At 75.3% G+C, this 25,172-nt stretch carries 25 protein-coding genes; 11 read left to right on the top strand and 14 right to left on the bottom strand.

Annotation, left to right across the window (positions count from 1 at the left end):
• Positions 1-5: 5 nt before the first annotated feature.
• The 3 genes from ACZ4VL_RS02190 to ACZ4VL_RS02180 all read right to left on the bottom strand — a co-directional run bounded on the left by ACZ4VL_RS02190 (position 6) and on the right by ACZ4VL_RS02180 (position 2,134).
• Positions 6-950: a hypothetical protein gene (locus ACZ4VL_RS02190; protein ID WP_468194566.1), complete on the bottom strand. Its 945-nt coding sequence runs from the start codon at positions 948-950 to the stop codon at positions 6-8.
• Between the two features lie 106 nt (positions 951-1,056).
• A complete protein-coding gene (locus tag ACZ4VL_RS02185; protein ID WP_468194564.1) occupies positions 1,057-1,434 on the bottom strand; it encodes a VOC family protein in 378 nt (125 codons plus the stop codon).
• Positions 1,435-1,459: 25 nt separating this feature from the next.
• Positions 1,460-2,134 (bottom strand): TetR/AcrR family transcriptional regulator, encoded by a 675-nt coding sequence (locus tag ACZ4VL_RS02180; protein ID WP_468194561.1) that lies wholly within the window; start codon positions 2,132-2,134, stop codon positions 1,460-1,462.
• 80 nt (positions 2,135-2,214) lie between these two features.
• On the opposite strand from ACZ4VL_RS02180, the gene ACZ4VL_RS02175 reads away from it, so the two are divergent.
• Positions 2,215-3,423 (top strand): FAD-dependent monooxygenase, encoded by a 1,209-nt coding sequence (locus ACZ4VL_RS02175; RefSeq protein WP_468194558.1) that lies wholly within the window; start codon positions 2,215-2,217, stop codon positions 3,421-3,423.
• 70 nt (positions 3,424-3,493) lie between these two features.
• Positions 3,494-3,967 (top strand): nitroreductase family deazaflavin-dependent oxidoreductase, encoded by a 474-nt coding sequence (locus tag ACZ4VL_RS02170; RefSeq protein ID WP_468194554.1) that lies wholly within the window; start codon positions 3,494-3,496, stop codon positions 3,965-3,967.
• A 27-nt stretch (positions 3,968-3,994) separates the two neighbouring features.
• Here ACZ4VL_RS02170 and ACZ4VL_RS02165 read toward each other — a convergent pair whose 3' ends face one another.
• The 3 genes from ACZ4VL_RS02165 to ACZ4VL_RS02155 are packed head-to-tail and all read right to left on the bottom strand — an operon-like array spanning position 3,995 to position 8,745.
• Positions 3,995-5,653: a phytoene desaturase family protein gene (locus ACZ4VL_RS02165; RefSeq protein ID WP_468194551.1), complete on the bottom strand. Its 1,659-nt coding sequence runs from the start codon at positions 5,651-5,653 to the stop codon at positions 3,995-3,997.
• Complete coding sequence (locus tag ACZ4VL_RS02160) at positions 5,650-7,827, bottom strand: serine/threonine-protein kinase (protein WP_468194548.1); 2,178 nt, start codon at positions 7,825-7,827, stop codon at positions 5,650-5,652. Before ACZ4VL_RS02160 ends, ACZ4VL_RS02165 begins: the two co-directional genes overlap by 4 nt.
• Before the next feature lie 33 nt (positions 7,828-7,860).
• Positions 7,861-8,745 (bottom strand): oxygenase MpaB family protein, encoded by an 885-nt coding sequence (locus ACZ4VL_RS02155; RefSeq protein WP_468194546.1) that lies wholly within the window; start codon positions 8,743-8,745, stop codon positions 7,861-7,863.
• A gap of 190 nt (positions 8,746-8,935) precedes the next feature.
• Here ACZ4VL_RS02155 and ACZ4VL_RS02150 point away from each other — a divergent pair, with 190 nt between their 5' ends.
• Positions 8,936-9,622 (top strand): response regulator, encoded by a 687-nt coding sequence (locus tag ACZ4VL_RS02150; protein WP_468194543.1) that lies wholly within the window; start codon positions 8,936-8,938, stop codon positions 9,620-9,622.
• A 66-nt stretch (positions 9,623-9,688) separates the two neighbouring features.
• Here the strand turns inward: ACZ4VL_RS02150 and ACZ4VL_RS02145 are convergent, their stop codons facing one another.
• Entirely contained in the window at positions 9,689-11,470 is a 1,782-nt protein-coding gene (locus tag ACZ4VL_RS02145) for a sensor histidine kinase (RefSeq protein ID WP_468194540.1), read from the bottom strand.
• A gap of 217 nt (positions 11,471-11,687) precedes the next feature.
• Here ACZ4VL_RS02145 and ACZ4VL_RS02140 point away from each other — a divergent pair, with 217 nt between their 5' ends.
• From ACZ4VL_RS02140 to ACZ4VL_RS02130, 3 genes are all read left to right on the top strand, one after another.
• Positions 11,688-12,329: a CBS domain-containing protein gene (locus ACZ4VL_RS02140; RefSeq protein WP_468194537.1), complete on the top strand. Its 642-nt coding sequence runs from the start codon at positions 11,688-11,690 to the stop codon at positions 12,327-12,329.
• A gap of 283 nt (positions 12,330-12,612) precedes the next feature.
• Complete coding sequence (locus ACZ4VL_RS02135; protein ID WP_468194534.1) at positions 12,613-13,659, top strand: Acg family FMN-binding oxidoreductase; 1,047 nt, start codon at positions 12,613-12,615, stop codon at positions 13,657-13,659.
• A gap of 135 nt (positions 13,660-13,794) precedes the next feature.
• Positions 13,795-15,501, top strand: a complete 1,707-nt coding sequence (locus ACZ4VL_RS02130) for a GAF domain-containing sensor histidine kinase (RefSeq protein ID WP_468194532.1) — start codon at positions 13,795-13,797, stop codon at positions 15,499-15,501.
• Here the strand turns inward: ACZ4VL_RS02130 and ACZ4VL_RS02125 are convergent, their stop codons facing one another.
• Complete coding sequence (locus tag ACZ4VL_RS02125; protein ID WP_468194529.1) at positions 15,502-16,026, bottom strand: pyridoxamine 5'-phosphate oxidase family protein; 525 nt, start codon at positions 16,024-16,026, stop codon at positions 15,502-15,504. It abuts the gene before it with no gap.
• A 116-nt stretch (positions 16,027-16,142) separates the two neighbouring features.
• Complete coding sequence (locus ACZ4VL_RS02120) at positions 16,143-16,463, bottom strand: STAS domain-containing protein (RefSeq protein WP_361090206.1); 321 nt, start codon at positions 16,461-16,463, stop codon at positions 16,143-16,145.
• A 271-nt stretch (positions 16,464-16,734) separates the two neighbouring features.
• On the opposite strand from ACZ4VL_RS02120, the gene ACZ4VL_RS02115 reads away from it, so the two are divergent.
• A complete protein-coding gene (locus ACZ4VL_RS02115) occupies positions 16,735-17,439 on the top strand; it encodes a response regulator transcription factor (protein ID WP_361090203.1) in 705 nt (234 codons plus the stop codon).
• Between the two features lie 43 nt (positions 17,440-17,482).
• On the opposite strand, the gene ACZ4VL_RS02110 is transcribed toward ACZ4VL_RS02115, so the two are convergent.
• Both ACZ4VL_RS02110 and ACZ4VL_RS02105 read right to left on the bottom strand, forming a co-directional pair.
• Complete coding sequence (locus ACZ4VL_RS02110) at positions 17,483-18,379, bottom strand: universal stress protein (protein ID WP_468194524.1); 897 nt, start codon at positions 18,377-18,379, stop codon at positions 17,483-17,485.
• A 182-nt stretch (positions 18,380-18,561) separates the two neighbouring features.
• Positions 18,562-18,855, bottom strand: a complete 294-nt coding sequence (locus ACZ4VL_RS02105) for a hypothetical protein (RefSeq protein WP_468194522.1) — start codon at positions 18,853-18,855, stop codon at positions 18,562-18,564.
• A gap of 224 nt (positions 18,856-19,079) precedes the next feature.
• Between ACZ4VL_RS02105 and ACZ4VL_RS02100 the strand changes: the two genes are divergently transcribed.
• A complete protein-coding gene (locus ACZ4VL_RS02100; protein ID WP_468194519.1) occupies positions 19,080-19,592 on the top strand; it encodes a CBS domain-containing protein in 513 nt (170 codons plus the stop codon).
• Positions 19,593-19,639: 47 nt separating this feature from the next.
• Here the strand turns inward: ACZ4VL_RS02100 and ACZ4VL_RS02095 are convergent, their stop codons facing one another.
• The 3 genes from ACZ4VL_RS02095 to ACZ4VL_RS02085 form a co-directional block, all read right to left on the bottom strand.
• Positions 19,640-20,251, bottom strand: a complete 612-nt coding sequence (locus ACZ4VL_RS02095; RefSeq protein WP_468194517.1) for an Rv1733c family protein — start codon at positions 20,249-20,251, stop codon at positions 19,640-19,642.
• Between the two features lie 178 nt (positions 20,252-20,429).
• On the bottom strand, positions 20,430-22,127 hold the full coding sequence (locus tag ACZ4VL_RS02090) for a SulP family inorganic anion transporter (protein WP_468194514.1): 1,698 nt from the start codon (positions 22,125-22,127) through the stop codon (positions 20,430-20,432).
• A gap of 149 nt (positions 22,128-22,276) precedes the next feature.
• Positions 22,277-22,540, bottom strand: a complete 264-nt coding sequence (locus ACZ4VL_RS02085) for an SHOCT domain-containing protein (RefSeq protein ID WP_468194512.1) — start codon at positions 22,538-22,540, stop codon at positions 22,277-22,279.
• 245 nt (positions 22,541-22,785) lie between these two features.
• Here ACZ4VL_RS02085 and ACZ4VL_RS02080 point away from each other — a divergent pair, with 245 nt between their 5' ends.
• The 3 genes from ACZ4VL_RS02080 (at position 22,786) to ACZ4VL_RS02070 (ending at position 25,170) form a co-directional block, all read left to right on the top strand.
• Entirely contained in the window at positions 22,786-23,439 is a 654-nt protein-coding gene (locus ACZ4VL_RS02080; RefSeq protein WP_468194509.1) for a CBS domain-containing protein, read from the top strand.
• Positions 23,440-23,583: 144 nt separating this feature from the next.
• Positions 23,584-24,249, top strand: a complete 666-nt coding sequence (locus ACZ4VL_RS02075) for a CBS domain-containing protein (RefSeq protein WP_468194506.1) — start codon at positions 23,584-23,586, stop codon at positions 24,247-24,249.
• Between the two features lie 33 nt (positions 24,250-24,282).
• A complete protein-coding gene (locus ACZ4VL_RS02070) occupies positions 24,283-25,170 on the top strand; it encodes a universal stress protein (RefSeq protein ID WP_468194503.1) in 888 nt (295 codons plus the stop codon).
• The last annotated feature ends 2 nt before the right edge of the window (positions 25,171-25,172 follow it).

The following is a 25,172-nucleotide window of genomic DNA, read 5'->3' as shown; positions in this document are numbered from 1 at the left end:
GCGCCTCACCTCCTGTAGGGGTCCTCCGCGTGCAGGGCCTTCTCGATGATCTTGCCGATGTCGCTGTCGGTGAAGACGCGCGGGAGCGGGAGCCGCAGCTCGTCGAAGAGGGTGCGCGCCTCATCGACGGTGGGCTCCTGGCCGAGGGGGGCCGTGACGCGCAGGTCGAGCGCCGTGGCCTGTTCCCGGCTCTGGTGCAGCTCGGTGACGTAGTAGTCGTAGAGCGGTTGTCCGCGCTCCACGAGCAGGTTGACCCGGGACTGGTCGTCCTGGGTGATGACGAGGCAGGTCTCGGACAGGTCGAAGCGCAGGGTGGGCACGGCGGACGAGAGGTGCACGCTGATCTCCAGCGTGGTCAGCTGCCGCTGGTACCAGCAGGCGGCGAGGACGGTCGCGTACGACTCCCGGCGGACCCGGTCGGTGGTCCACGGTTCGTCGCCGCGGCGCTGGCCGCCGAACATCTGCCGGAACCGGGCGTAGGCGGCGCAGGCCCGCTCGTCGGACGGGTTGACGATGTCGATCTTCACGTTGAGCTGGGAGCGCTGCTCCTTGGCCGCGGCCACGCACTGGGGCAGGGTGACGGCCCGGAGATAGGTCCCGGTGCCGCCCTTGAAGTACCAGAGGTTGGTGTGCTGGCGGGCCTTGCGCAGCGCCTCGCCGACCTCGTTGCCCGACAGCGAGCGCACCATGGCGAGGTCCTCCAGCGCCCGCCGGGTGCCGTTCATCGCCTCCTGGATGGCTGCGGGCCGGCGTACGCGCTCCACGATCGAGCCGGTGGCGAGCAGGCCGAGGACGACCAGGGTGGCTCCGGAGGAGACGTCGTCGCTGACGACGTCCCCGAAGATGTCCAGGAAGCCGACGCCCATCGCGACGCACAGGGCGACCACGACGTCGGCGTTGCGCAACACCCAGGCCACGAAGCGTTCCAGCCGCCCCACTCGTGCCGCCATGCAGGCCCCCCTCCCCCATCGCCGTTCCGATGGTAGGAGATGCCGCGGCGGCCCCACCAGAGCACGTTCGCGTCGCGCGGGGGCGCACCCCGGCGCCCCGGGGGGGTCAGTGGCGGACCAGGCAGAACGGGTGACCCGCCGGGTCCGCGTACACGCGCCAGTCGTCGCTGCCGGGTCGGGCGTCGAGGAGGGCGGCTCCGGCGGCCAGCACCTGCCCCTGGGCTCGGTCGAGGTCGGGGACCCCGAAGTCCAGGTGGAACTGCTGGGGGCGTGCGGGGTCGGGCCAGCGGGGCGGCCGGTGGTCGGCGACCCGCTGGAAGGCGAGGACGGTCCCGGACGGGGTGTGCAGCGTGGCCCAGTCCTCGTCGACCGACCACCGGGGGTCGGGCCGGTTGACGGTGCCGCCCAGCACGGACCGGTAGAACCCGGCGAGGGCCAGCGGATCGAGGCAGTCCAGCACCACGCACTCAAGTTCGGCGATCATGCCCCGATCGTAGGGGGCCGGGGCGTCAGTCGAGGGCCGCGTCGAGCATCCGGCGTACGACGGCGGCCAGTTCGGCCGGGTCGGGGACGGGGCGGGTGCGGGCGAGGGCGCCGACGAGCCGGTCGTGGAGGAGTCCGTCGGTCCAGGCGACCAGGAGTTCGGCGGCCTCCCGGGGCTGCCGCGCGCCCAGCTCGCCGAGGATCGCGGCGGCCCGGGCTCGGACGACCCGGCCGGCGCGCTCGAACTCGGGCTGGAGTTCGGGGGTGCGGGCGGCCTCCAGGCTGAGTTCGAAGCGGGCCAGCTGCCGGGACCGGTCGGTGGTCAGCCAGCGGTGCAGCAGCGCGGCGGTCGCTGCGGCGACCTCGTCGCGGCCGGCCGGCGCGGCGGAGTCCGCCCTGCGGTCCTCGGGGCGGTCCGCAGGGCGGTCCGCGTGTGCGTAGTCGGCCACGTCCAGTTCGGCGAGCCGCTGGTAGCAGGCGCCGATCAGCGCGGTCCGGGTGCGGAAGTAGTACGAGGTGCTGCCCGGCGGCAGCTGCGCGGCCCCGTCGACGGCCCGGTGGGTCAGGCCGCGCAGACCGGCGGCGGCCACCAGCCCGATCGCGGTGTCGGCGATCAGGGTGCGGCGGTCGGCGGCTGCGGTACGCGGTTCGGGGCTCGCTGCGGAGCGGTCGTGGTCGGGGTCGGGGGTGGGGGTGGACATGGCCTCACTCTACAGCTGTAGAGTGAGGATCGATTCCTCTACGGATGTAGAGGACGAGGGGCGTCCAAGGAGGACGGGACATGTCTCAGCGTCATGCGGTCGTGGCGGGTGCGGGGATCGGCGGGCTCACGGCGGCGCTCGCGCTGCACCGCCGCGGCTGGCGGGTCACCGTGTGCGAACGGGCTCCCGGGCCGTCCGCCGCCGGGGCGGGGATCGTCCTCGCGCCCAACGCCCTGCGCGCCTTCGACACCATCGGCTTCGACGCCGGGCGCGCCGCCGGCCGGGCCGTCCCGGCCGCGATGGGCGTGCGCCACCGGGGCGGGCGCTGGCTCAGCCGCGCCGACACCGCCGCCCTGGAGGCCCGCTACGGCCGACCCCCGCTCGCCGTGTACCGGCCGGCCCTCGCCGCCGGGCTGGCCGCCGAACTCCCCGCGGACGCGCTCCGGTACGGGGCCGCCGTCACCGGGGTCGACGGCCCCGACGGCAGCCCGCTCGTCCGCACCACCGCCGGCGAGCTCCGCGCGGACCTGGTCGTCGCCGCCGACGGCATTCACAGCGCGCTGCGCCGCCGGTACTTCCCCGACCACCCCGGGCTGCGGTACAGCGGGGAGACCGCCTGGCGCACCGTACTGCCGGCCCGCGAGGTCCCGGCCGCGGCGCGGGAGGCCGGACGGCCGTCGCTACCGGCCACCGCCGAGACCTGGGGCCGCGGCGAGCGCTTCGGGCTCGTCCCGCTCGGCGACGGCGGCCTGTACCTGTACGCCACCGCCGTGGTCCCCGAGGGGTACCGGCCCGCGGACGTCCGGGCCGAACTCCTGCGCCGCTTCGGCACCTGGCACGACCCGATCCCGGCGCTGCTCGCACGGATCGACCCGGCGGCCGTGCTCCAGCACGACCTGTACGACCTGGCCGCCCCGCTCCCCCGTTTCCACCACGGGCGGATCGCCTGGCTCGGCGACGCCGCGCACGCCATGACGCCCAACCTCGGGCAGGGCGGTTGCCAGGCCGTCGAGGACGCCGTCGTCCTGGCGCACCTCCTCGACGACGCGGCGGACGGGACCGTCGGCGTGCGCGAGGCCCTCGCCGCCTACAGCGCGGCCCGCTGCGCCCGCACGGACTCGATCCGGGTCCGGGCCCGGCGCGCGGGCCGGATGGTCGCGCAGGCCCACCCCCTCGCGGCGGCCGCCCGCGACCTCGCCGTCCGGGCCGTCCCGGCGCGCGTCCGACTACGGGCGCTGGACGACCTGTTCAACGGATTCACCCTTCCGGACGTGCCCGTCCCGGCATAAGACCGCACGCCTCCCCGTTGACACCGGTGTTGACCCAACGCCACCCCTCAGCGAAGGCAGGCAGGACCGCATGACGACGCACATCGACTGGGACAACCCGAAGGACCCCCGGCCGGGCTGGCAGCTCGACCACGTCAGGCAGTACGTCGAGTCGAAGGGGGCGGAGGGCCAGTACTGGCAGGGCACACAGACCCTCCTCCTCACCACCGTCGGCCGGGTCTCCGGCGACCCGGTGCGCACCCCGCTCATCTACGGCGAGGCCGACGGCAACTACCTCGTCGTCGCGTCCCGGGGCGGCTCCGACGAGCACCCCCTCTGGTACCGGAACCTGGTCGCCCACCCCGAGGTCCGCATCCAGGTCGGCCCCAGGGTCATGCAGGGTACGGCCCGTACGGCCACGCCCGAGGAACGCGCCGCGTACTGGCCGGTCATGGTCGGGCACTGGCCCGCGTACGACGAATACCAGGCGGGCACCGACCGCGAGATCCCGATCGTCGTCATCGAACCGGACCCGGCGGCCACTCCCGCCGCTCCCGCCCAGTAGCGGCCGCGTTCCCGCGCACCCCGTCCCTCAGCGGCCCAGCGCCGCCATCGCGGCGTTGTGGCCGGGGACCCCGCTGACGCCGCCGCCGCGCACGGCGCCGGCCCCGCACAGCAGGACGCCCGGGTACGGGGTCCCCACGCCCCACCGGCCCGAGCCGAAGCCGGCACCGGCCGCGTCGTCGTCCCCGGCGGCCGCGTCGTCGGCCCGGTGGGGCCAGGAGAGGTCCCGGTGGAAGATGTGTCCGCCGGGCAGGCGCAGTTCGCGTTCCAGGTCGAGCGGGGTCTTGGCCTCGATGCACGGCCGGCCGTCCGCGTCGAAGGCGAGGCAGTCGGTGATCGGCTCGGCGAGGTGCGCGTCGAGCTGGGCGAGGGTGGCGGTCAGCAGCACCTCCCGTGTGCCCTGGTTGTCCTTCTCGAACAGCCGCGCGGGCGTGTGCAGGCCGAACAGCGTCAGCGTCTGGTAGCCCTGCTCCACCAGCTCCGGGCCGAGGATCGTCGGGTCGGTCAGCGAATGGCAGTAGATCTCCGAGGGCGGTACGGAGGGCAACTCCCCGGCCGCGGCCTCGGCATGGGCCCGAGCGAGTTCGGCGTACCCCTCGGCGATGTGGAAGGTGCCGCCGAAGGCCTCGCGCGGGTCCACGGAGGTGTCCCGCAGCCGGGGCAGCCGCCGCAGCAGCATGTTCACCTTCAGCTGGGCGCCCTCGGCGGGAGGCGACGGCGGCTCCTGGCCGCAGAGTTCGGCCAGCGCCCGCGGGGAGGCGTTGACCAGGACGGTGCGCGCGGCGACCCGCCCCTCGCCGGTCGCCGTGCGGAAGACCACCTCGGCGGGTTCGGCCCCGGTGCCGTCCGAGTCGATGCGCAGCACCTCGTGCCCGGTCGCGATGTGCGCCCCGGCGGCCCGTGCCGCCCCGGCCAGCGCACGGGTGAGGGAGCCCATGCCGCCGACGGGGACGTCCCAGTCGCCCGTGCCGCCGCCGATGACGTGGTACAGGAAGCAGCGGTTCTGGGCGAGGGAGGGGTCGTGGGCGTCCGCGAAGGTGCCGATGAGGCCGTCGGTGAGGACCACGCCCCGGACCAGGTCGTCGGCGAAGTACTTCTCGACGGCCTGCCCGAGGGGCTCCTCGAACAGCATCCGCCAGGCCGCGTCGTCGCCGATCCGGGCCCGCAGCTCCGCCCGGGTGGGCAGCAGCTCGGTCAGGGTGGGGAAGACCCTCTCGGCGACCTGCCGGGTCGTCCCGTAGAAGGCCCGCCAGTTGTCGTACTCCCGGTCCGAGCCGGTCAGCCGGGCGAAGGACTCCCGGGTGCGGGCCTCGTCGGCGCCGACGAGCAGCCCGCCGTGGCGGCCGCCGCGCTCGACGGGGGTGTACGAGGACACCGCGCGCCGGCGCAGCGCGAAGTCCAGCCCGAGATCGCGGACGATCTTCGCCGGGAGCAGTGAGACGAGGTAGGAGTAGCGCGACAGTCGGGCGTCGACGCCGGCGAAGGGGCGGGTGGAGACCGCGGCCCCGCCGGTGTGGCCGAGCCGCTCCAGGACCAGCACCGAGCGGCCGGCCCGGGCCAGGTACGCGGCGGCCACCAGGCCGTTGTGCCCGCCGCCGACGATCACGTCGTCGTAGACGTCCCGGCGGAAACCGCCTCCGTCGCCGCTGCCGCCGTCGCCGTGTGCGTCCCGCCCGAAGGTCGTCATGGCTCTTGGTAGCACACCTGGGCGAGCCGCTCCAGACAGTGCGCCTCGTCGGCGTGGGCCGCGACCGTGTCCGGGTGGGCGTCGCCGAGGGAGCGCTCGCGGACGCCGGCGATCTCCCGGTAGAGCGGCAGCGCCTCGTCCCAGCGGCCCAGCCGGCCGAGACCGCCGGCGAGTTCCCGGAGGCTGACGAGGGTGTCGGGGTGTTCGGCGCCGAGCGCCCGCGCCCGGGCCGCGGCCACCTGCCGGGCCTCGTCCACCGCTTCCTCCCAGCGGTCGAGCCGGCCCAGGTTGACGCCGAGGACGTGCCGGGCGCGCAGCGTCTCCGGGTCGACGGCGCCGTAGGCCCGGGTGCGGTCGCGGACCAGGCCCCGGAACAGGTCCAGGGCCTGGGCGGCGCGGCCGGTGCGGCCGAGCGCGATGCCGACCTCGTAGCGGGCGGCGAGGGTGTCGGGATGGTCTCGTCCGATCACCCGTTCCCGGGCGGCGGCCACCTGGCGGAAGCCTTCGAGGGCCTCCTCCCAGCGTTCGAGGCGGCCCAGCGCGTACGCCACCTCGTACCGGGTCAGCAGGGTGTCCGGGTGCTCGGCGCCCAGGACGACCGCCCGGTCGGCGGCGGTCTCGGCGGCGGCGTGGTGGGCCTCGGCGTGCCGGCCCAGCGCCCCGAGGGCGCAGGCCAGGTTGTGGCGGCAGTGCAGGGTGTCGCGGTGGAGCGGGCCCATGCTGCGCTCGCGGCCGACGAGCACCGCCCGGTACACGTCGTACGCCTCCCGGTGGCGGCCGAGCCGGCCCAGTTCGTACGCGGCCTCCTGGCGCGCGGCGAGGGTGTCGGGGTGGTCGGCGCCGAGGAGCCGGGTACGGCCGTGGGCGACGGCCTCGTACGTGGCGAGCGCCTCCTCGGGGCGGCCGGCCCGGCTGAGGGCGAAGGCGCGGGCGTGGCCGGCGGCGAGCGCGGCGGCGGAGCCGGTGTCGGCGTCGAAGCCGTCGGCGCCGAGCGCGTCGAGGCCCGTGCCGATGCCGATGCCGGCCGTGACCGTACCCGTACCCGTACCCGTACCCACGACCGTGGCGGGGCCGTCGACGTCGAGGCCGGTGGCACGGGGCACCCCGTACGGGGCGGTGAGCCGGGGGTCCTCCGAGGCGGCGGGCCGCAGGATCCGGTGCGCGCCGCTCGTGCGCGCCGCCGTCCAGGAGCCGGTGAGCACGGCCCATTCGCCGCTCGCCGGGCGCGCCTCGATGCCGGCCTTGCGGCCCGCGGTCATGCCCTGCGCCCAGGCGGGCAGCGGCGGGGCCTGGCCGACCGAGGGCAGGCCGGCGCGCAGCCGGTCCTCCACGAGCCTGCGGTGCAGGTCCCGGGCGTCGCCGGGGCGGTCCTCGGGGCACTTGGCCAGCAGCTCCAGCACGACCCGGTCGAAGTACTCGGGCAGCTCCGGGCGGTGCCGGCGCGGCGGCACGGGCACGTTGTCGCGGTGTCCGACCAGCACCGACCAGGAGTCGCCGAGGTCGAAGGGCGGGGCCCCGGTGGCGATCTCGTACAGGACGCAGCCGAGGGAGTACAGGTCGCTGCGGTGGTCGAGCTCGCCGCCGGCGATCTGCTCGGGCGACATGTAGTGCGGGGTGCCCATGGCCATGCCGCCGCCGGTGAGCTTGGCGGTGAAGCCGATGTCGTGGGCGAGGCGGGCGATGCCGAAGTCGCAGATCTTCACCGTGCCGTCGGTGAGCCGCATGATGTTGGCGGGCTTGAGGTCGCGGTGGACGACGCCCTGGGCGTGGGTGTACCCGAGGGCGGCGGCGAGCTGCTCGGCGATGTCGACGACCACGTCCACGGGGAGCGGGCTCGCCTGGTTCTCCTCCATCAGCTGGCTGAGGTTGCGGCCGTCGAGGAGCTCCATGACCAGGTAGAGCGGTCCCCCGGCGGCGCTGTCGTCGCCGAAGTCGTGGATGACGGTGACCCCGCGGTGCTGGAGGGAGGCGGCGACGCGGGCCTCGCGGCGGAAGCGCTCGCGCAGGACCTGGGTGAAGTGGTTGTCCCGTTCGGCACCGAGCGGTTTGAGACACTTGACGGCGACGTGCCGGCCGAGGGACTCGTCCCGGGCGCGCCACACTTCGCCCATGCCGCCACGCCCGATCAGATCGAGCGACCGGTACCGGCCCTGGATCAGTCTGGACTCCGCCATGTCTTAAAGCCGCCCCCGTTGTCGTGCTACGTCCTACGCCCTCCCCGGCCGGTCAAGTATGGCCGCTGATGTACGCAGTGTGTACGCAGAGGGACGACTCCCGGGGCCCATGCGCCGCATCGCGTTCAAGATGTGACCTGGAGGCAGCTGCCAGCGCAGACCTGCGGGAATGCTGCGCAGCAGGGTACCGGTGAGGCGCAGGCGCCGGGTGACGGTCCGCGGTGGCGGCGCGGGCCGGCCGTACAGCCGGTGCGCGTGGCCGGGGAGGGTTCCGTAGGCGAGCGCGGCGACCGGACCCCACAGCAGTTTTCGGCCAGGCAGGAGCAGGGCGGGGACGGGCGGGCCGCGCAGGAAGTCGTCCACGGCGCGGGCGTCGGCGCCGACGGCGAGCACCGGCCGCACCCGTTCGAAGTACGCGGCGAGGGCGCGCGTGTCGGCGGGGACGGTGTCGGGGTCGAGGCCGACGAGGCGGGCGCTCACCCGGTTCTCGTCGACGTAGCGGTCGGCCTGGGCGGCGGTCAGGGGCACGCCGGAACGGCGCAGGACGTGCAGGAAGCTGTCGATCTGGGCGCAGTGGACCCACAGCAGCAGGGCGGGGTCGTCGACGGGGAACCGCTCGCCGGTGACGGGGTCGGTGGCGGACAGCGCCCGGTGGATCCGGCGGACCCGGGCCCCGGCGGCTTCGGCGGCCTCGGTGGTGCCGTAGGTGACGGTGCCGACGAAGTCGGCGGTGCGCAGCAGCCGCCCCCAGGCGTCGTTGCGGAAGTCCGAATTGGCCATGACGGCGCGGACGGCGCGCGGGTGCAGGGCCTGGAGGTAGAGCGCCCGGACTCCGGCGATCCACATGACCGGATCGCCGTGGCACTGCCAGGTGACGGACTGGGGCCCGTAGAGCCCGGGATCGGCGGCGCCGTTCATCCCCTGCCTCCCTGTCGGCCCGGCCCCGCACGGTGCGCGCGGGCGACGGACCGGCCGGTGACGAGCCTGCCACTGCGGGGGTACCGGGCGCCATGGGGCGTCGCTCCGCCGCGGGGACCGCGGGCTGCGACAATTCACCCATGACGGGGACGGAGCGGGGGACCGGCCGGAAGAAGGCAGGTGCGAGGACATGTCCGAGGTATCCGAGGGACCCGTCAGGGTGTTCGTCGTCGACGACCACGAGCTGGTGCGGCGCGGGCTGTACGACCTCCTCGACGCCGAGCCGGACATCACCGTCGTGGGCGACGCCGCCACTGCCGCGCAGGCACTGGCCCGCGGCCCGGCGCTGCGCCCCGACGTCGCCGTGCTCGACGTACGGCTTCCGGACGGGGACGGCATCACCGTCTGCCGGGAGCTGCGCTCGCGCGTGCCGGGCCTCGCCTGCCTGATGCTGACCTCCTTCGACGACGAGGAGGCGCTGCTGGACGCCATCATGGCCGGGGCCGCCGGGTACGTCCTCAAGCAGATCAACGGCTCCGACCTGCTCTCCGCGGTGCGGACGGTGGCCGGCGGACGGTCCATGCTGGATCCGGCCACCACCGCGCGCCTGATGAGCGCGCTGCGCGGCCCGGAGCCGCCGGAGCAGCCCGCCGACCCGCGGCTGGCGGGCCTGTCGGAGCGGGAGCGGGCCGTGCTGGACCTGATCGGCGAGGGCCTCACCAACCGGCAGATCGCCAAGCGGCTGTACCTGTCGGAGAAGACGGTGAAGAACCACATCTCCCGCCTGCTGGGCAAGCTGGGTGTCGAGCGCCGCGTCCAGGCGGCCGTGATCGCCGCCGAGGTCCGGGAACACGAGGCCGGCCCCCCGGCGCACTGACGGCGCCGGGGCCGGATCGGACCGGGGCGGGGCGGGGGGCGACGCAGGCTCGCGGCGCCCCGGGGGTCAGGGCGGGGAGACGGGGACCTGCCAGTGCAGTCGGGTGCCGCGCTGCCCGTCGGGGCGCGCGCCGGCCGTCATGTGGCCGCCGAGCCGCTCGGCGCGTTCGGCGAGGTTGCGCAGCCCGCTGCGGCGGCCCTGCCCGGCCGCGTCCGGCAGGCCGACGCCGTCGTCGGTCACCGTGACGGTGAGGACCCCTCCGGCCAGGGCGACCGCGACCTGCGCCGCCGTGGCGCGGGCGTGCCGGGCGACGTTGGCGAGGGCTTCTCCGACCACCGCCAGGACGTCCCGGGCCACGTCCGCCGGCACGTCGGTGTCGATGAGCCCCTCCATGAGCAGAGCCGGTGCGAAGCCGAGGACCCGCGCGGCCTCGTCCACGGCCGTGACCAGTCCCTGCCGCAGCCTGCGGGGGTCGCCCTGGCCGGCCGGGGAGCCGGACCCCGCACCCGCGGCGGTGCGGGGCTCGCCCTCCCGCAGGCCGAAGATCGTCGACCGGATGATCTTGATGGTGGTGTCGAGGTCGTCCACGGCCCGCGCCAGCCGCTCGGCGGCCTGCGGGTGGTCGACGAACCGCTGGACGCTCTGCAGGGTCATGCCGGTGGCGAAGAGCCGCTGGATCGCCAGGTCGTGCAGGTCACGGGCGATCCGGTCGTGGTCCTCCAGCAGGCTCAGCTGCTCGGCGTCCCGGCGCCGGCCGGCGAGCTCCAGGGCGAGGGCCGCCTGCCCGGCGAACCCCGGGAGCGCGGCGACCTCGGCGGCCGCGAAGCCCGGGCGCCCGCGCGACCGGGCCAGGACGAGGACGCCGCTGCGCTTCTCCTCCGTACCGACGGTGACGGCGACGGCCGGGCCGAAGCCCGCCCAGTGCTCCGGCCGCACGGTGATCCGCCCGTCCGTCCCGGCGTCCGCGACGCCGACGAGGCCCTCGCCGGCCAGCGCGGCCGCCGCGAGGGTGCCGCCGGTGTCGGGCAGGACGGTCCCGCGGTGCGCCCCGGCGCCCTCCCCGAGGGCGAGCGAACCGCGCAGCTCCCCCGCGGCGCCGAGGAGGTAGAACACGCCGAGGTCGGCGCCGGTGATGTCCTTGGCCCGGGCCAGCATGCCTTCGAGGACCTCGTCCTCGGGGGCTCCGGACAGCAGGCGACTGGTGATGTCGGTGCCGGCCTCCAGCCAGCGCTCGCGCAGCCTCACCTCCTCGAAGAGGCGGGCGTTCTCGATGGCGATGCCGGCCGCCACGGCGAGCGTGGACAGCACGGCCTCGTCCTCCGCGTCGAACTCGGCCCCGCCGCGCTTCTCGGTGAGGTACAGGTTCCCGAAGACCTCGTCGCGGACCCGGATCGGGACGCCGAGGAAGGAGTGCATCGGCGGGTGGTGGGGCGGGAAGCCGTACGAGGCGGGATGCTCGGACAGCTCGGACAGGCGCAGCGGCTCCGGGTTGCGGATGAGCTCGCCGAGGATGCCGTGGCCGGACGGCAGGGCCCCGATGCGGGTCCGCAGTTCGTCGCTGACCCCGACGGGGAGGAACTCGGCGAGCCGCTTGTCGCCGCCGATCACGCCCAGGGCCCCGTACTCCGCGTCGACGAGGACGACGGCGGCCTCGACGATGCCGCGCAGCACCTGCGGCAGGTCCAGCCGCCGGCCCACCGACATCACGGCCTCCAGGAGCCCGTGCAGCCGGTCCCTGGTCCCCCTGGCCTCGTCGATGCGGGCCTGGAGCTCGTCGAGCAGTTCGTCCAGCCGCAGCCCCGGAACCCGGCTCCGGGGGGCGCCGGCCCGGTCGTCCGCCTCGCCCATGGCCCACCTCCAGCCGCCGGCTCCGGCGGGAAGGGCACCGGCTCCTTCACCGTAGCCCGGCCCGGCCCGCGGGCAGCGGCAGCGGCGCCGGAGGGGGCCGCCCGGGCCCCGAAGGGGTCCGTTCGGCCCCTCGATCGTGCCGTCCGCCTCCCGGATCGTGGGCCGGGTGCCCGCGGAAGGCGGCGAGTGACGGAGGGCAGGAAGGCTGGAGGGCCCGATGAGACGGATCACGGTGGCGGACCTGATGACCGACGAGGTCGTCTGCGCGGCTCCCGGCACGGCCTTGGAGCACGTCGTGACGCTCCTCGACGAGCACGACTTCAGCGGGCTCCCGGTCCTCGACGACGAGGACCGCGTCCTCGGGGTCGTCGCCCGGACGGACCTGCCGGGGCACCTCCCGCCGCAGCCGCACGTCCCCGGGGAGACGGCCGGGCCGGCCACCGCGGCCGAGGTGATGTCCGTCCCCGCAGTGACGGTCCGCGCGGACGAGCCGGCGGCCGACGCCGCCCGGCTGATGGCCCGCCGCGGGGTGCAGCGGTTGCTCGTCGTGGACGTGGAGGACCGCCTCGTCGGCATCCTCACCCGCCGGGACCTGCTGCGCCTGTTCCTCCGGCCGGATGCCGAGATCCGTCGCCGCGTCGTCAGGGAGGTGCTGGACGAGGCCCTGGGCGTGCCGTCCGCGGCCGTCGACGTCCACGTCGTCCACGGGGTCGTCGCCCTGGAGGGCCGGGTGGAGCGGCAGAGCCAGCTCCGGCTCCTGCGGGGCCTGGTCGAACGCCTCGACGGGGTCGTGGCGGTCGTCTCGCACGTCACGGCGCACCGCGACGACACGGCCGGCCGCAACGCCCTGGCCTGGTGACCCGTACGGGCAGGGAAAGGGACGCGGAAGGGGAAGGGAAACGAGAAGGGGCGGAAAGAGCCCGCCCGCTTCTCGCGGAACCCGATTGTGTGGTGCACGGCACGAGGCCGCTTCTCCGCATCCTCAGTATGTGGGCTCTCTCCGCACTTTCATGGAAGCACTCCGGGGCCCGGCGCGCCAGGGCCGGCCGGTCCCCGGAAGGGCCGCTCGGCCCCTCCCGCGGGCGCGGGCGCGCGACGCAGCCTGGGTACAGCGCAGTACCCGACACGACAGGAGCAGTCCCGTGACCGCACCACTGATCGGCTCCGCAGAAGCCGCCCTGTTCGTCGGCGACGCCGTCACCGCGCCCTCGATGCACAACGCCCAGCCCTGGCGGTTCGTCCTCCGCCGGGCCACCGGCACCATCGAGCTGTACGGGGACCCCCGCCGGGCCATGCACCGGGCGGACCCGGACCACCGCGCCCTCCACCTCGGCTGCGCCGCAGCCCTGTTCAACCTGCGCGTCTCCGCCGCCCACCACGGCCGGCCGGCCGTCGTCCGGCTGCTGCCGGACGCTTCCGACCCCTGGCTGCTGGCCGAGGTCGCCTTCACCGGACCCGCCGGCGACGACGAGGACCTGGCCGCCCTGTACCCCGCGCTGCGCAGGCGCCGGACGAGCCGCTTCCCGTTCGGCGACGAGCCGGTCCCGGACGCGCTGATGGACGGGCTGCGGGCGGCCGCCCTGCTGGAGGGCTGCCGCCTGGACGTGCCGGACCCGTGGCACGTCGACACCCTGCTCGGGCTGGTCCGCGACGCGGAGCAGCGCGAGGAGATCGAGCCCGGGGTGCGGGCCGAGACGGCCGCCTGGACCTACGACACCGCCGAACCCGCAACCACGGCCGCGGGCGCCGGCACGGGTACGGGTACGCGTACGGGCCCTGCCGGCGGACGGCCGCGCCGCGACGGCATCCCGGCCGCCGCCTTCGGCCCGCGCAGTACGGGCGGGGCCGCGACCGTACGGGACTTCGGCCGGGACAGGCCGGTGGCCGGCCGCGGCCGGGCCGCCTTCGAGGAGCGCCCGCAGCTGGTCCTGCTGTCCACGCCGGGGGACGCGCCCGCCGACTGGCTGCGCGCGGGACAGGCCCTGGAACGCGTCCTGTTGCAGGCGACCGCCGACGGCCTGGCCACGTCCATGACCTCCCAGCCGCTGGAATGGCCCGAACTGCGCTGGCCGGCCCGCAACCCGGTCGCCGGTACCGGCCACGTCCAGATGGTCGTCCGGCTGGGCTACGGCCCGCAGGGCCCGGGCACGCCCCGCCGCGCGGTCGCGGAGGTCCTGCACGTCCTGTGACGCAGATACCCCTCGACTCCGCGCCGTGACGGGAGTTCGGCCTTCCGTGTCCGTGTGCTCCCGATAGGCTTTGCTCCGGTTGAGTACAAGGAGAGCCGGTTCATGGTGGGGGATTCGTTGTCCCAGATGCCGAGGATGCGTCTGGACGAGCTGCTCGACGAGCTCCAGGCGCGGATCGACGCCGCCCGTGGCACGCGCGACCGCGTGCACAGCCTCCTGGAAGCGGTCGTGTCGGTGGGGCGGGAGCTGGAACTCTCCCAGGTCCTGCGCCGCATCGTGGAGGCCGGCGCCCTGCTCGTGGACGCCGAGTACGGTGCCCTCGGCGTCATCGGCCCGGACGGCAGGACGCTCTCGCAGTTCCTGACGGTCGGCCTGTCCGACGAGGAGATCGCCCGGATCGGGCCGCTGCCGGCCGGCCACGGCCTGCTGGGCGAGGTGATCCGGCATCCGGAGCCGCTGCGGTTGGCCGATCTCGGCGGGCACCCGTCCTCGCACGGGTTCCCGGCTCACCACCCGCCGATGCGCACCTTCCTGGGGGTGCCGATCCGGGTGCGGGAGGAGGTGTTCGGGAACCTGTACCTCACCGACAAGCGGGGCGGCCAGGAGTTCGACACGGAGGACGAGTCGGTCATCACCACGCTGTCGGTGGCCGCCGGTGTCGCCATCGACAACGCCCGCCTGTACGAGAGCTCCCAGCGCCAGCAGCACTGGCTGCGGGCCAATGCCGAGATCACCGGGAGCCTGCTGTCCGGGAGTTCGCGCACCGAGGTGCTCCAGCTCATCGCGCGCCGGGCGCAGGACATCACCGGTGCGCAGGCCGCGGAGATCGCCACCGCGCTGCCCGGGACCGACGGGCTGCTGGTGGAGGTGGCCACGGGGGCCGGGGCCGGGGCCCGCCAGGGACTGGTCCTGCCCCTGGCGGGGACGATGGTGGGGGCCGCGCACACCGAGGGCGCCCCGGTGTCGAGCCCGCGGACCGCCACCGACCGGCGGTTCGACGCGGATTCGGCGCAGGCCCGCGCCGAGGGTCCGGCGGTGGCGGTGCCCCTGGGGACGGGCGGCGCGCCCGCGCGGGGCGTGCTGTTCCTCGCCCGGGCGGCGGGGGAACCCGTGTTCAGCGACGGCGAACTGGAGCCGCTGCTGGCGTTCGCCGGGCAGGCGGCGCTCGGCCTGGAGCTGGCGGACCGGCGGCGGGACGCCGAGCAGATCGCCCTGCTGGAGGAGCGCGACCGTATCGCCCGGGACCTCCACGACCTGGCCATCCAGCGGCTGTTCGCCACCGGAATGACCTTGCAGAGCGCGGCGCGCCTGGTGGAGCACGGCGGGGCGGCGCAGCGGCTCGGCCGGGCCGTGGACGACCTCGACGAAACCATCAAGATCATCCGGTCGACCATCTTCGGGCTGCGCACGAAGGACCGGGACGGTGCGGGCGGTGCGGGCCTGCGCGCCCGGGCGGCGCGCGCCGTCGGCGAGGCCGCGACCGTGCTCGGGCACCCGCCGCGGCTGAGCATGGAGGGCCTGCTGGACACCGACGTGCCCCACGTCGTGGCCGACCACGTCGTGGCCGTGCTCGGGGAGCTGCTCAGCAACGCGGCCCGGCACGCGCACGCCAGCCGGGTCGGGGTGTCGCTGAGGGCGGGCGGGGGCGAGGTCGTGCTCTCCGTGTCGGACAACGGCGTGGGCATCCCCGAGCAGGGCCGCCGCAGCGGTCTGGCCAACCTGGACGAGCGGGCCCGCAGCGTCGGCGGCGCGTTCCTGATCGAATCGCCGTCCGAGGGCGGCAGCCGGCTCGTGTGGCGGGCCCCGTTGCACCGGGATCCGGCCTCGGCGGGGCTCGCCTGATCAGCCGGCCCCGGCGCACGGGGCCGTGCCCGGCTCCACCGGGGCCGCGTACGGCGGCCCGGCCGCGCCCGGTTCCGGGGCCGCGGCGTGCTCCAGCCGGAAGCCGGTGACCAGGTCCGGCCGGATGCGTACGACGCGGCAGGGCGCCGGGCCGAGCACCCAGGGCCGCAGCCGGTCCTCGTACGCGGCCGCCTGCGCGGGGTCGGTCACCGGGCGGGCGTAGCCGGTGACCACGACGCTCCAGCCGAGGCGGGTGCGGGCGTCGATGTCGTCGGTCTCGTAGGCGACGACGACGCCCGCGCCGTCGGAGGGCGCCGCCAGCGCGGCGAGCGCGCCGCCGTCGTGCACCCTGAGGACGATGTCCTCGCCGTCCAGCAGGTGGTTCACGGGGCGTACCGCGGGGAGCGCGTGCCGGGTGAAGACGACCCGTCCCAGGGGCACCGTCCCGAGCAGGCGCAGGGCCTCGCCGCGGTCCAGGGGCCGCATGCGCCGCGCACCCTCCCCGTCCACTTCGTGTTCCATCATGCGCACCTGCGGTCCGAAGGAGATCGATCTGCTGCGTACTGTGCTCGTACGTGAACCAGCAGCGTCACCCGGACCGTGGGCGCCGCACCAGGGCCGAACGGTCCTCTCCGGGCTCGTCACCAGCCGCAGTACAGCACCCGGTCCGCGCCGACCACCCGCAGCGACTTGGCCAGCAGCGGCGGCACGCCCTGGAGCAGGAGCCGCGCCCCGGTACGGGCGCACCGCCGGTGCAGGCGCAGGAACATGTCGATGCCCGAGGTGTCGCAGAACGCGAGCCCGGACAGGTCCAGGACCACCTCCCCGCCCCCGTCGGCGACCCGCGCGAGTCTCGGTTCGACGGCCGCGACCGTGTGGACGTCCAGCTCGCCCACGACGGCGACGCCCGCCCCGTACTCGTCCCGTACGACCGTCCTGAGCGCGATCATCGTCCTGCCCATGCGTCCTCTCCCCTCCTGCGTCACCGCGTCCGGCCGCGCCCCTTCGGGGCGGCGGTCCGGTCGCCTCCACCCCATCAGTCGCGCGGACGGAGGCGTAAGGTCCGCATGCCCCGCACCAAGGGCCGAAGGTCCCGAAGTCCGGGATTCCGGTCGCATTGCGGTCCGTACCGCGCTAACGGAAGGGCCGATCGGCCCTGTCGGACAACCCACCGCCGGGGCAGGATGCGAGGACGCGGGTACGTCCGGTACACGCCCGACCGAGGAGCAGCAGATGACCGACAGCGGTGTCACCCACCCGGCGGAGGAGCCGATCAGCGTCTTCCTCCTCGACGACCACGAGGTCGTCCGCCGGGGCGTGCACGACCTGCTGGAGGCGGAGCCGGACATCCGCGTGGTGGGCGAGGCGTCCACAGCGGAGCAGGCGCTGGTCCGGGTGCCGGCGCTGCGCCCGCGGGTGGCGGTGCTCGACGTACGGCTCCAGGACGGCGACGGCGTCTCCGTCTGCCGCGAACTGCGCTCCCGGATGCCGGAGCTGGCCTGCCTGATGCTGACGTCGTTCGACGACGAGGAGGCGCTGCTCGACGCCATCATGGCCGGCGCCTCCGGCTACGTCCTCAAGCAGATCAGCGGCACCGACCTGGTGACCGCCGTCCGCACGGTGGCCTCGGGCAAGTCGATGCTCGACCCCGGCGCCACCGCCCGGGTCATGGCCCGGATGCGGGGCGAGGTCCCGCAGGAGGAGCAGGTGCCGGGACTGCCCGGGTTCACGGACCGGGAGAAGGAGATCCTGGTGCTGGTCAGCGAGGGCCTGACGAACCGTGAGATCGGCAAGCGGCTCTACCTCGCCGAGAAGACGGTCAAGAACATCGTCTCGCGCCTGTTCATCAAGCTCGGCGTCGACCGGCGCGTCCAGGCCGCCGTGATCGCCAGCCACACCCTCGTACCGTCCAGCCGTCAGCCGGGCCGCCCCGCCTGACGGCTGCGGGCCGCGCGGCCCGCGCGCCAGCGGCTGGGACGGCTCAGGACTCCGGGACCACGGCCACGGGACACCGCGCGTGGTGCAGGACCGCATGGGCCGCAGAACCGATCCTGCTACCGATGGGCCCCTTGCGCGTGCGCCGGCCCACGACCAGCAGCGACGCGGACCCCTCCGCCGCGGACAGCAGCACCTGCCCGGCACTGCCCAGCTCGACGTGCTCCACCACGGGCACCTCGGGATACTTCGCGCGCCACGGCTCCAGCGCCCGGCGCAGCGCCGCCTGCTCGTACTGCACGAGCCCGCCGTCCTGCTCGGAGATCCACATCGTGCCGGGGCTGTACGCGTAGATCGACGGCAGGTCCCAGGCGCGCACCGCCCGGACGGCCGCCCCGCGCACGGCGGCGGCCTCGAACGCGAAGCCCAGCACGTCGTGACTGTCCTCGGGATAGCCGTACTGGCCGACCACGACCTCGCCCGCCCCACCGTCCGACCGCTCCTCGGTGCCGTCCGGGCGGTCCCCGTCGGCCGCGCGCACGGACACCACCGGGCAGGCCGCCTCGCCGACGACCTGCTGCCCGTACGAGCCCAGCAGGAAACCGAGCAGCGGGCCGCGGCCCCGGGTCCCCAGCGCCAGCAGCTCCGCCTGCTGTGCCTCCCGCAGCAGCGCGGGCACGGGCGCGTCCTGGACGACCTCCGTGACGATGCCCAGCTCCGGGTGGTGCGCGGCCACCTCGTCGGCCGCGGCGTGCAGCAGGGCGTCGGCCCGGCGGGCCTCCTCGTCCCGGTCCCGGGCCATCGGCAGAGGAACGGGCTGCCACAGCCAGGCGTGGACCAGGCGCAGGCCCCGCCCCCGCCGGACCGCCTCGGCCGCCGCCCAGCGCGCGGCGGCCCGGCTCTCCGTGGATCCGTCCACTCCGACGGCGATGACAGGTGACACGGCTCTGCCCTCCAAGCTGCTCGGCTGCGGTTCGGGATGCGGCACCGGGGCCGCCCCCCTTCCCCACCCTGCCGGGCCGTCCCCCGCCCGCCGAGGGGCCGACCGGCCCTCACCCGGGGCCGGTCGGCTGCGGCGACCCGTACCCGGCCCCCGGTGCCGTCACGCGGGCGTGGGGCCGGGGCTCAGGCCACGGGGGTGGTCGGCCAGGGGGTGAAGGGAACGGCGCCGCCGCTGCGCACGGCCTCGACCGCGCTCTGGTGCAGCGCCCGGCTGGCCTCGGAGCTGGGGCAGGCCACGGGGCTGCCGGCCAGGAAGTACCACTCGGACGCACCCGAGTACTGCACGGCGATGTGCGCCCGCTCCTGCTCCCATGTGGTGTGCACCGTCAGTTCACCGGTGAGGGTGCCGGCTGCGTCGGTGAGCACGCCGCCCGGGCCGGCGTACACCCCGGGAGTGGTCCATTCTGCGGATGCCATGTCAGATCACCTCGGAAACGGGGCTGGACTGGTCTGGTTGCTGTGGATGGGGAGGTGGACGGGGGTGTCGGTAGGGGTTACCTGGGTTCCATGCTGCGGCAGCACGGGCGGACGGCACAGGGCCGTGCGGCCCCCGGGCGGGGGTCCGCTCGGCCCTGCTCCGGCCCGGCCCGCTCCGCCCGCGGTGGGTTTCCGCGGGGGCGCCGCCCGGAAGGATCGGGACCATGAGGGTCTCCGCATCGAAGGTGTCCGCATCACGAGTGTCCGCGGCGAAGGTGTCCGCGTCCATGTCGGCGCCTGCCGTCGCCGTTCCCACCGGCACCCCGGTCGACGAGGTCGCCCGGCGCATGGACGTCCACGGCGTCGGATGCGTCGTGGTGACGGAGGGCGGGGAGGTGTGCGGCATCGTCACCGACCGGGACCTCGCCGTGCGCGTCGTGGCCGCTGGTGCCGACCCGGCCGCGGCGGTGCGGACGGTGATGTCCTCCCCCGTGGTCACCGTGGAGGCCGCGGACGACGTCCACACGGCGTACCGGGTCTTCCGGAACACCGGCGTGCGGCGGCTCCCCGTGCTGGACGGCGGGCGGCTGGTGGGCGTGCTGACGGTGGACGACCTGCTGATGGACGTCTTCCAGCGGGTGGCGGACCTGCTCGGGCCGGTCGCCTGGAGCGTCCTCGCGGAGCCCCCGGCCCCGCCGGACCCGCCGGACGCCCAGAGCCCACCGGAGAGCGCCTAGCCGGCCCGCGCGGCCCGGTGCCCCCCGTGCCCGGGTGCCCGGTGCCCTCAGTCGTCGTCCGCGCCCTGTTCGGGGCGGGCGCGTCCGGACCAGTGGGGTTCGACGCGCTCCCACTCCCGCTCCCACTGCCGCAGGCTGCCCGCCTCGATCCGGCGCAGGCGGACGGTGATCAGGGCTCCGGTGCACAGGACGACCGCCGCGAGGGCACCGGAGGCGGCGGCGATCGCGTCGAGGGTGATGGCGTCCGCGGTGCGCGGCGGAGAGAGGGACACGTCGCCGGCGTCGTCCACCCATATGGTGACCGCCTTGCCGGGCGGTGTGCGGGGCGGGACGGGAACGGGCCCGGTGTGCACACGGGAGTCCGGGTACCGCCAGGTGGCGTGCGCCGATGCCGCGGGCGCGGCGGCGGTCCGGGCCCCCTCGGGCCCCACCGGCTGGGCCACCGTGGTGGCCTTCACCCGGTGCAGGAGGCGGGCCCGGGCCTCGGCGGCGCGTTCGCCGGCGGCCTGCACGGCGAGGCCGGTGACGACGGCGCAGACCACCGCGAGCACGCAGGCCAGTGCGAAGACGGCGTGCCAGCGGGTGCGGGCACGGTCGGCTCCCCGCCGCAGCGGGTTGGCCCCCGTACCGGCGCCCCGGCCGGGTGTCCGGCAGGACATCGTGCACCTCCGGGGTCTTCCCCTCTCCCCCACTGTCCTCCGCCGCCGCCGTCCGGGCCACGCAGCGGCGGCGGCCCGCCGTGGCGGACCTGCGCCGCGCGCCCCCGGGCGGGCACGGTCGGCGCGTGCCCGGTGACCGAGCGCGAGGCCGCGGCCCGGTCGTTTCGGCGGCGGGGACCTACGACTCGGCGCCCGGCTCGCCCCGCCAGGTGCGGTAGGCGGCGACGGCGGTGGGGAGGGTGGCGAAGATGCGGTCCTCGCCGACCGATGCCGTGAGGCCGTAGGCGTCGAGCGGGTCGCGGAGGTCCTGCTTGACCCGGGCGAGGGCGAACACGATGCCGCGGTCGGTGAGTTCGGCGCGCAGGGCCTCGACCGCGTCGAGGGCGGTGATGTCGACCTCGACGTTGGCCTCGGTGTTCAGGACGAACCACCGGACGGGGGCGTCCTCGGCGTCGACGGCGGCCAGGGCCCGGCGCCGGAAGTCGTCCGCGTTGGCGAAGAAGAGCGGCGAGTCGTAGCGGTAGACGACCAGGCCGGGGATGGTGCGGGCGGTCGGGTAGTCGTCGACGTCGTGCATGCCGGCCAGGCCCGGGACGACGCCCTGGACAGCGTCGTGCGGGCGGGCGACCCGGGTGAGGAGCTCGGCGACGGAGAGGGCGACGGCGACCAGGACGCCGTAGAGGATGCCGAGGGCGAGGACCCCGAGCGTGCAGCCGACGGCCAGGAGGAGCTCGCGGCGGCGGAAGGCGGCGAGCCGACGGAACTCGCCCACCTCCACCAGGCGCAGGGCGGCGTAGACGACGATGGCGCCGAGGGCCGCGGACGGGGTGTGGGCGAGCAGGGGGCCGAGGAAGAGCAGGACGGCTGCGACGCAGCCGGCACCGACGAGCGAGTACACCTGGGTGCGGGCGCCGGCCGAGTCCGCGAGGGCGGTACGGCTGGCGCTGCTGCTGACGGGGAAGCCCTGCAGGACGCCGGCGCCGATGTTGGCGACGCCGAGGCCGAGCAGTTCGCGGTCCGCGTCCAGCGGGCGGGGGTCGTCGCGGCGGGCGAAGGCGCGGGCGGTCAGGACGACGTCCGAGTATCCGACGAGGAGCACGCCGAGGGCCGGTAGGAGCAGGTCGGCGCAGTCCGCCGGGCGGGGCAGGGCGAAGCCGGGCAGGCCGGTCGGGACGGCGCCGATGACGTCGATGCCGTGGCGGTCGTCGAGGCCGAACCCGGCGACCACGGCCGTGGAGAGGGCGAGGACGACGAGGGGGCCGGGCACGGACCGCCCGAGCCGCGGCAGGGTGAACAGCAGCACGAGGCATCCGGCGGCCACAACGGCGGTGGCCCCGTTGACGTCGCCGAGGTGGCCCAGGAACGAGAGCAGCTGGGGGAAGAACCCCGACCCGCTGCTGCTGACCCCGGTGAGCTTGGGCAGCTGGTCCACGATCATGATGCAGGCGACCCCGGCCATGTAGCCGACGAGCACCGGCCGGGACAGCAGGTCGGCGAGGAAGCCGAGCCGGGCGGCCCAGGCGACGGTGCAGAGCAGGCCGACGACGACGGCGAGGGCCGCCGCGAGCGCCGCGTACCGTGCGGGGTCGCCGGCGGCGAGCGGTGCCACGGCCACGGCGGTCATCAGGGCGGTGGTCGACTCGGGCCCGACGGACAGCAGCCGGGACGACCCGACGAGGGTGTAGAGGGCCATGGCCGGCAGCGCGGCCCACAGCCCGGTGACCGGCGGCAGTCCGGCCACCCCGGCGTAGGCCATGACCTGGGGTACGAGATAGGCGGCGACCGTGACCCCGGCGAGGAGGTCGCCGCTCAGCCACGTCCTGCGGTAGCTGCGGAAGGCGGGCGGAAGCACAGCGATCGGTCCGTGCTCCGGCATGGCACCTCCGGGACTCCCTGCGGGCTCGTGGCGCACCATCCTGCCGTGCGGCCGCAGACGGGGGCGTGAAGCGCGCGAGGACGGCAGCGACCGCGTCGCGTCCCTGGCGGCACCTGCGGCACCTCACGGCGGCATCACACGCCGCGGTCTCACGTCGGCCCGCTCCCCGCGGCACGGCCGCGGAGGACGGCGAGCCGCCGCGCGTACTCCACGTCGTCGATCTCGCCCCTGGCGTACCGCTGCGCGAGCAGCGTCTCGGCCCCCGCGGCGGGGGCGGCGGGCGGAGCCGGTGCTGCGCGCCGGGACGCGCCCTCCCGCTGGAAGGCGCGGACCAGGAGGACGGCGGCGACGACGATCAGGCCCCAGACGACCAGGGTCGTCAGGGACATCGCGAACCAGCCCCAGGCACCCATGCCATGACCGTTCCAGTACATCTCACACCTACCGGGTCGACGGGTCGGCGGCCGCGTTCCGGTCGTCTCCTGCCAGGATCCACGGGAGCCCCGGCACCGGACGTGGGCCGATCGGGGCACGAAGGGGACCGCAGGGCCCGGGCCCGGACGGTCCGGTCGGCCGATACTGAAGTCGGACGCGAACACAGGATGCCGTCCCGGCGCTGCCCCCGCCGAGTGCCGTTCCCGGACCGATGGAGCCGGCCATGCCCGCATCCCGCTACACCGTCAGTGACGTCATGACGCACACGGCCGTCGCCATCGGCCGCGAGGCGTCCTACAAGGAGATCGTCGAGCTCATGCACGAGTGGCAGGTCAGCGCGGTCCCCGTCCTGGAGGGCGAGGGCCGGGTGGTCGGTGTCGTCTCCGAGGCGGACCTCCTGCCGAAGGAGGAGTTCCGGCGTTCGGAGCCCGTGCTCCCCGACCAGCTGGAGGAGGCGTCCAAGGCCGGTGGGGTCCTCGCCGAGGAACTCATGTCGAGCCCCGCCGTCACCGTCCACCCCGATGCACCGGTCGCCGAGGCCGCCCGGATCATGGCCCACAGGCGCCTCAAGCGCCTTCCCGTGGTCGACGAGCTCGGCATGCTCGAAGGGGTGGTCAGCCGCAGCGACCTCCTGAAGGTCTTCCTGCGGCCCGACGAGGAACTCGCGGAAGAGATCCGCCAGGAAGTGCTCACCGCGCTGGTTCCCGGCCTGACCTTGGACTTCGCCGTCGAGGAGGGCGTCGTCACCCTGCGCGGTCCACTGCGGGACCGCACGCTCGTGCCCCTGCTCGCACGGGCGGTACGCGCCGTGGAAGGGGTCGTGGACGTCCGGATGGAACTGGACGGTGCCGGTGGTGCCGGTGGTGCCGCCGCCTGACCGCACCGCGAAGAGGCCCCCCGGGCCACGGACGGGACCGTTCGGCCCTCGAACGGCCCTTCCGCCCGGCGGATGGTGGGAGGCACACCACGCACCGGAAATCAGCCACGTCCACGACACGGCATGGCGGAGTAGGAGGGCCTCATGAACCGGATCAAGGTGGCGGACCTGATGACCGACGAGGTCGTCTCCGTGGCCCCCGGCACCGCGTTCAAGGACGTCGCGGAGCTGCTCGCCCAGTACGACATCAGCGGGGTCCCCGTCCTGGACGACGAGGACCGGGTGGTCGGCGTCGTCTCCCGGACCGACGTGCTGGCGCAGGCCGCACCGGATCCGCTCGCCTCCCCGCGGGACGGGGATCCGGCCCGGCCCGTCACGGCGGGGGAGCTCATGTCGGCCCCCGCGGTCACCGTCCACGCCGATGCGACGGCCGCGGACGCCGCACGGCTGATGACGCGCCGCGGCATCGAGCGGCTGCCCGTCGTGGACGTCGAGGACCGGCTCGTGGGCATCGTCACCCGTCGGGACCTGCTCCGCGTGTTCCTGCGTCCCGACGCCGAGATACGCCGACGCGTCCAGGACGTCCTCGGCGACGCCCTCGGAGGTTCAGCCGGCGGCGTCGACGTCCACGTCGTGGACGGCATCGTCACGCTGGACGGTGTCGTGCCGCGCCGGAGCCAGCTGCCCGTGCTCCGCAGCCTCGTCGAACGCCTCGACGGGGTCGTGGCCGCCGCGTCACGCGTCACGGCCCGCACCGACGACACGGCGACCACGCCCACGGGCGCCTCCCGCCCGGCGATGCCCTGGTGACGCCCTGTCGACCGTACGGAGGAACGCACCGTCATGAAGGACCACGTGACAGTCGGAGTCGACGGCTCCGCCGCGAGCCGGGCGGCGGCACGGTGGGCGGCGCAGGAGGCCGCCCTGAGGCAGGTGCCGCTGCGGCTCGTCCACGCCGTCGACTGGCCCCTGGACCCGGTGCTGCCCGGACTGGGCCACCAGGACACGGACCGCCGGGCCGCGGACCGGGTGCTGACCGGGACGGCACGGGAACTGCGGCGGCTGCATCCGCAGCTGGACTTCACGCAATGGTGTCCCGCCGCCCGACCAGCGGCCGCCCTCGCGGCGGAGGCCGCCGATGCGGGGCTGCTGGTCCTGGGGTCGCGGGGGCCGGGCGGACTGCTCGGCTTCGTGGTCGGCTCGGTGGCGCTGTCGACCGTGGTCGCGACCGTCACCCCGGTCGTGCTCGTCCGTGCCACCGCCGCCGCCACCGACGGCCCCGAAACGCCGGACGCACTCCCGTCGGGCGAGATCGTCGTGGGTGTCGACGTCCACGAGGCGTGCGACCGGGTCCTCGCCTTCGCCTTCGAGGAGGCGGCCCGGCGCGACTGCCCGCTGCGGGTCGTGCACGGCTGGAAGACGCCCGCCGCCCACGCGTACGTCCCCCTCTTCGACCCGGACGAAGAGCGGGACATCGGCCGGAGCGCCGCACGCACCATGGACGATCTGCTCACGCCCTGGCGGCGCGGGTTCCCCGAAGTGAACGTCTCCCCGAAGGTGTTCAGGGGCCCGGCGGGCGACCGGCTCGTCCGGGCCGGCCGAGGTGCGGCACTGGTCGTGGTGGGGCGTCACCTGCGCCGTTCGCCCCTCGGCGGGCACCTGGGCCCGGTAGCCCACGCGGTCCTGCACCACTGCGCCGCCCCGGTCGCAGTGATCGCCCACGCCCCGTGAAG

The sequence above is a fragment of the Streptomyces sp. NPDC029014 genome (assembly GCF_055564695.1).
The sequence above is the reverse complement of the archived record's forward strand: the minus strand, read 5'-3'. Positions and strand labels throughout refer to the sequence as shown.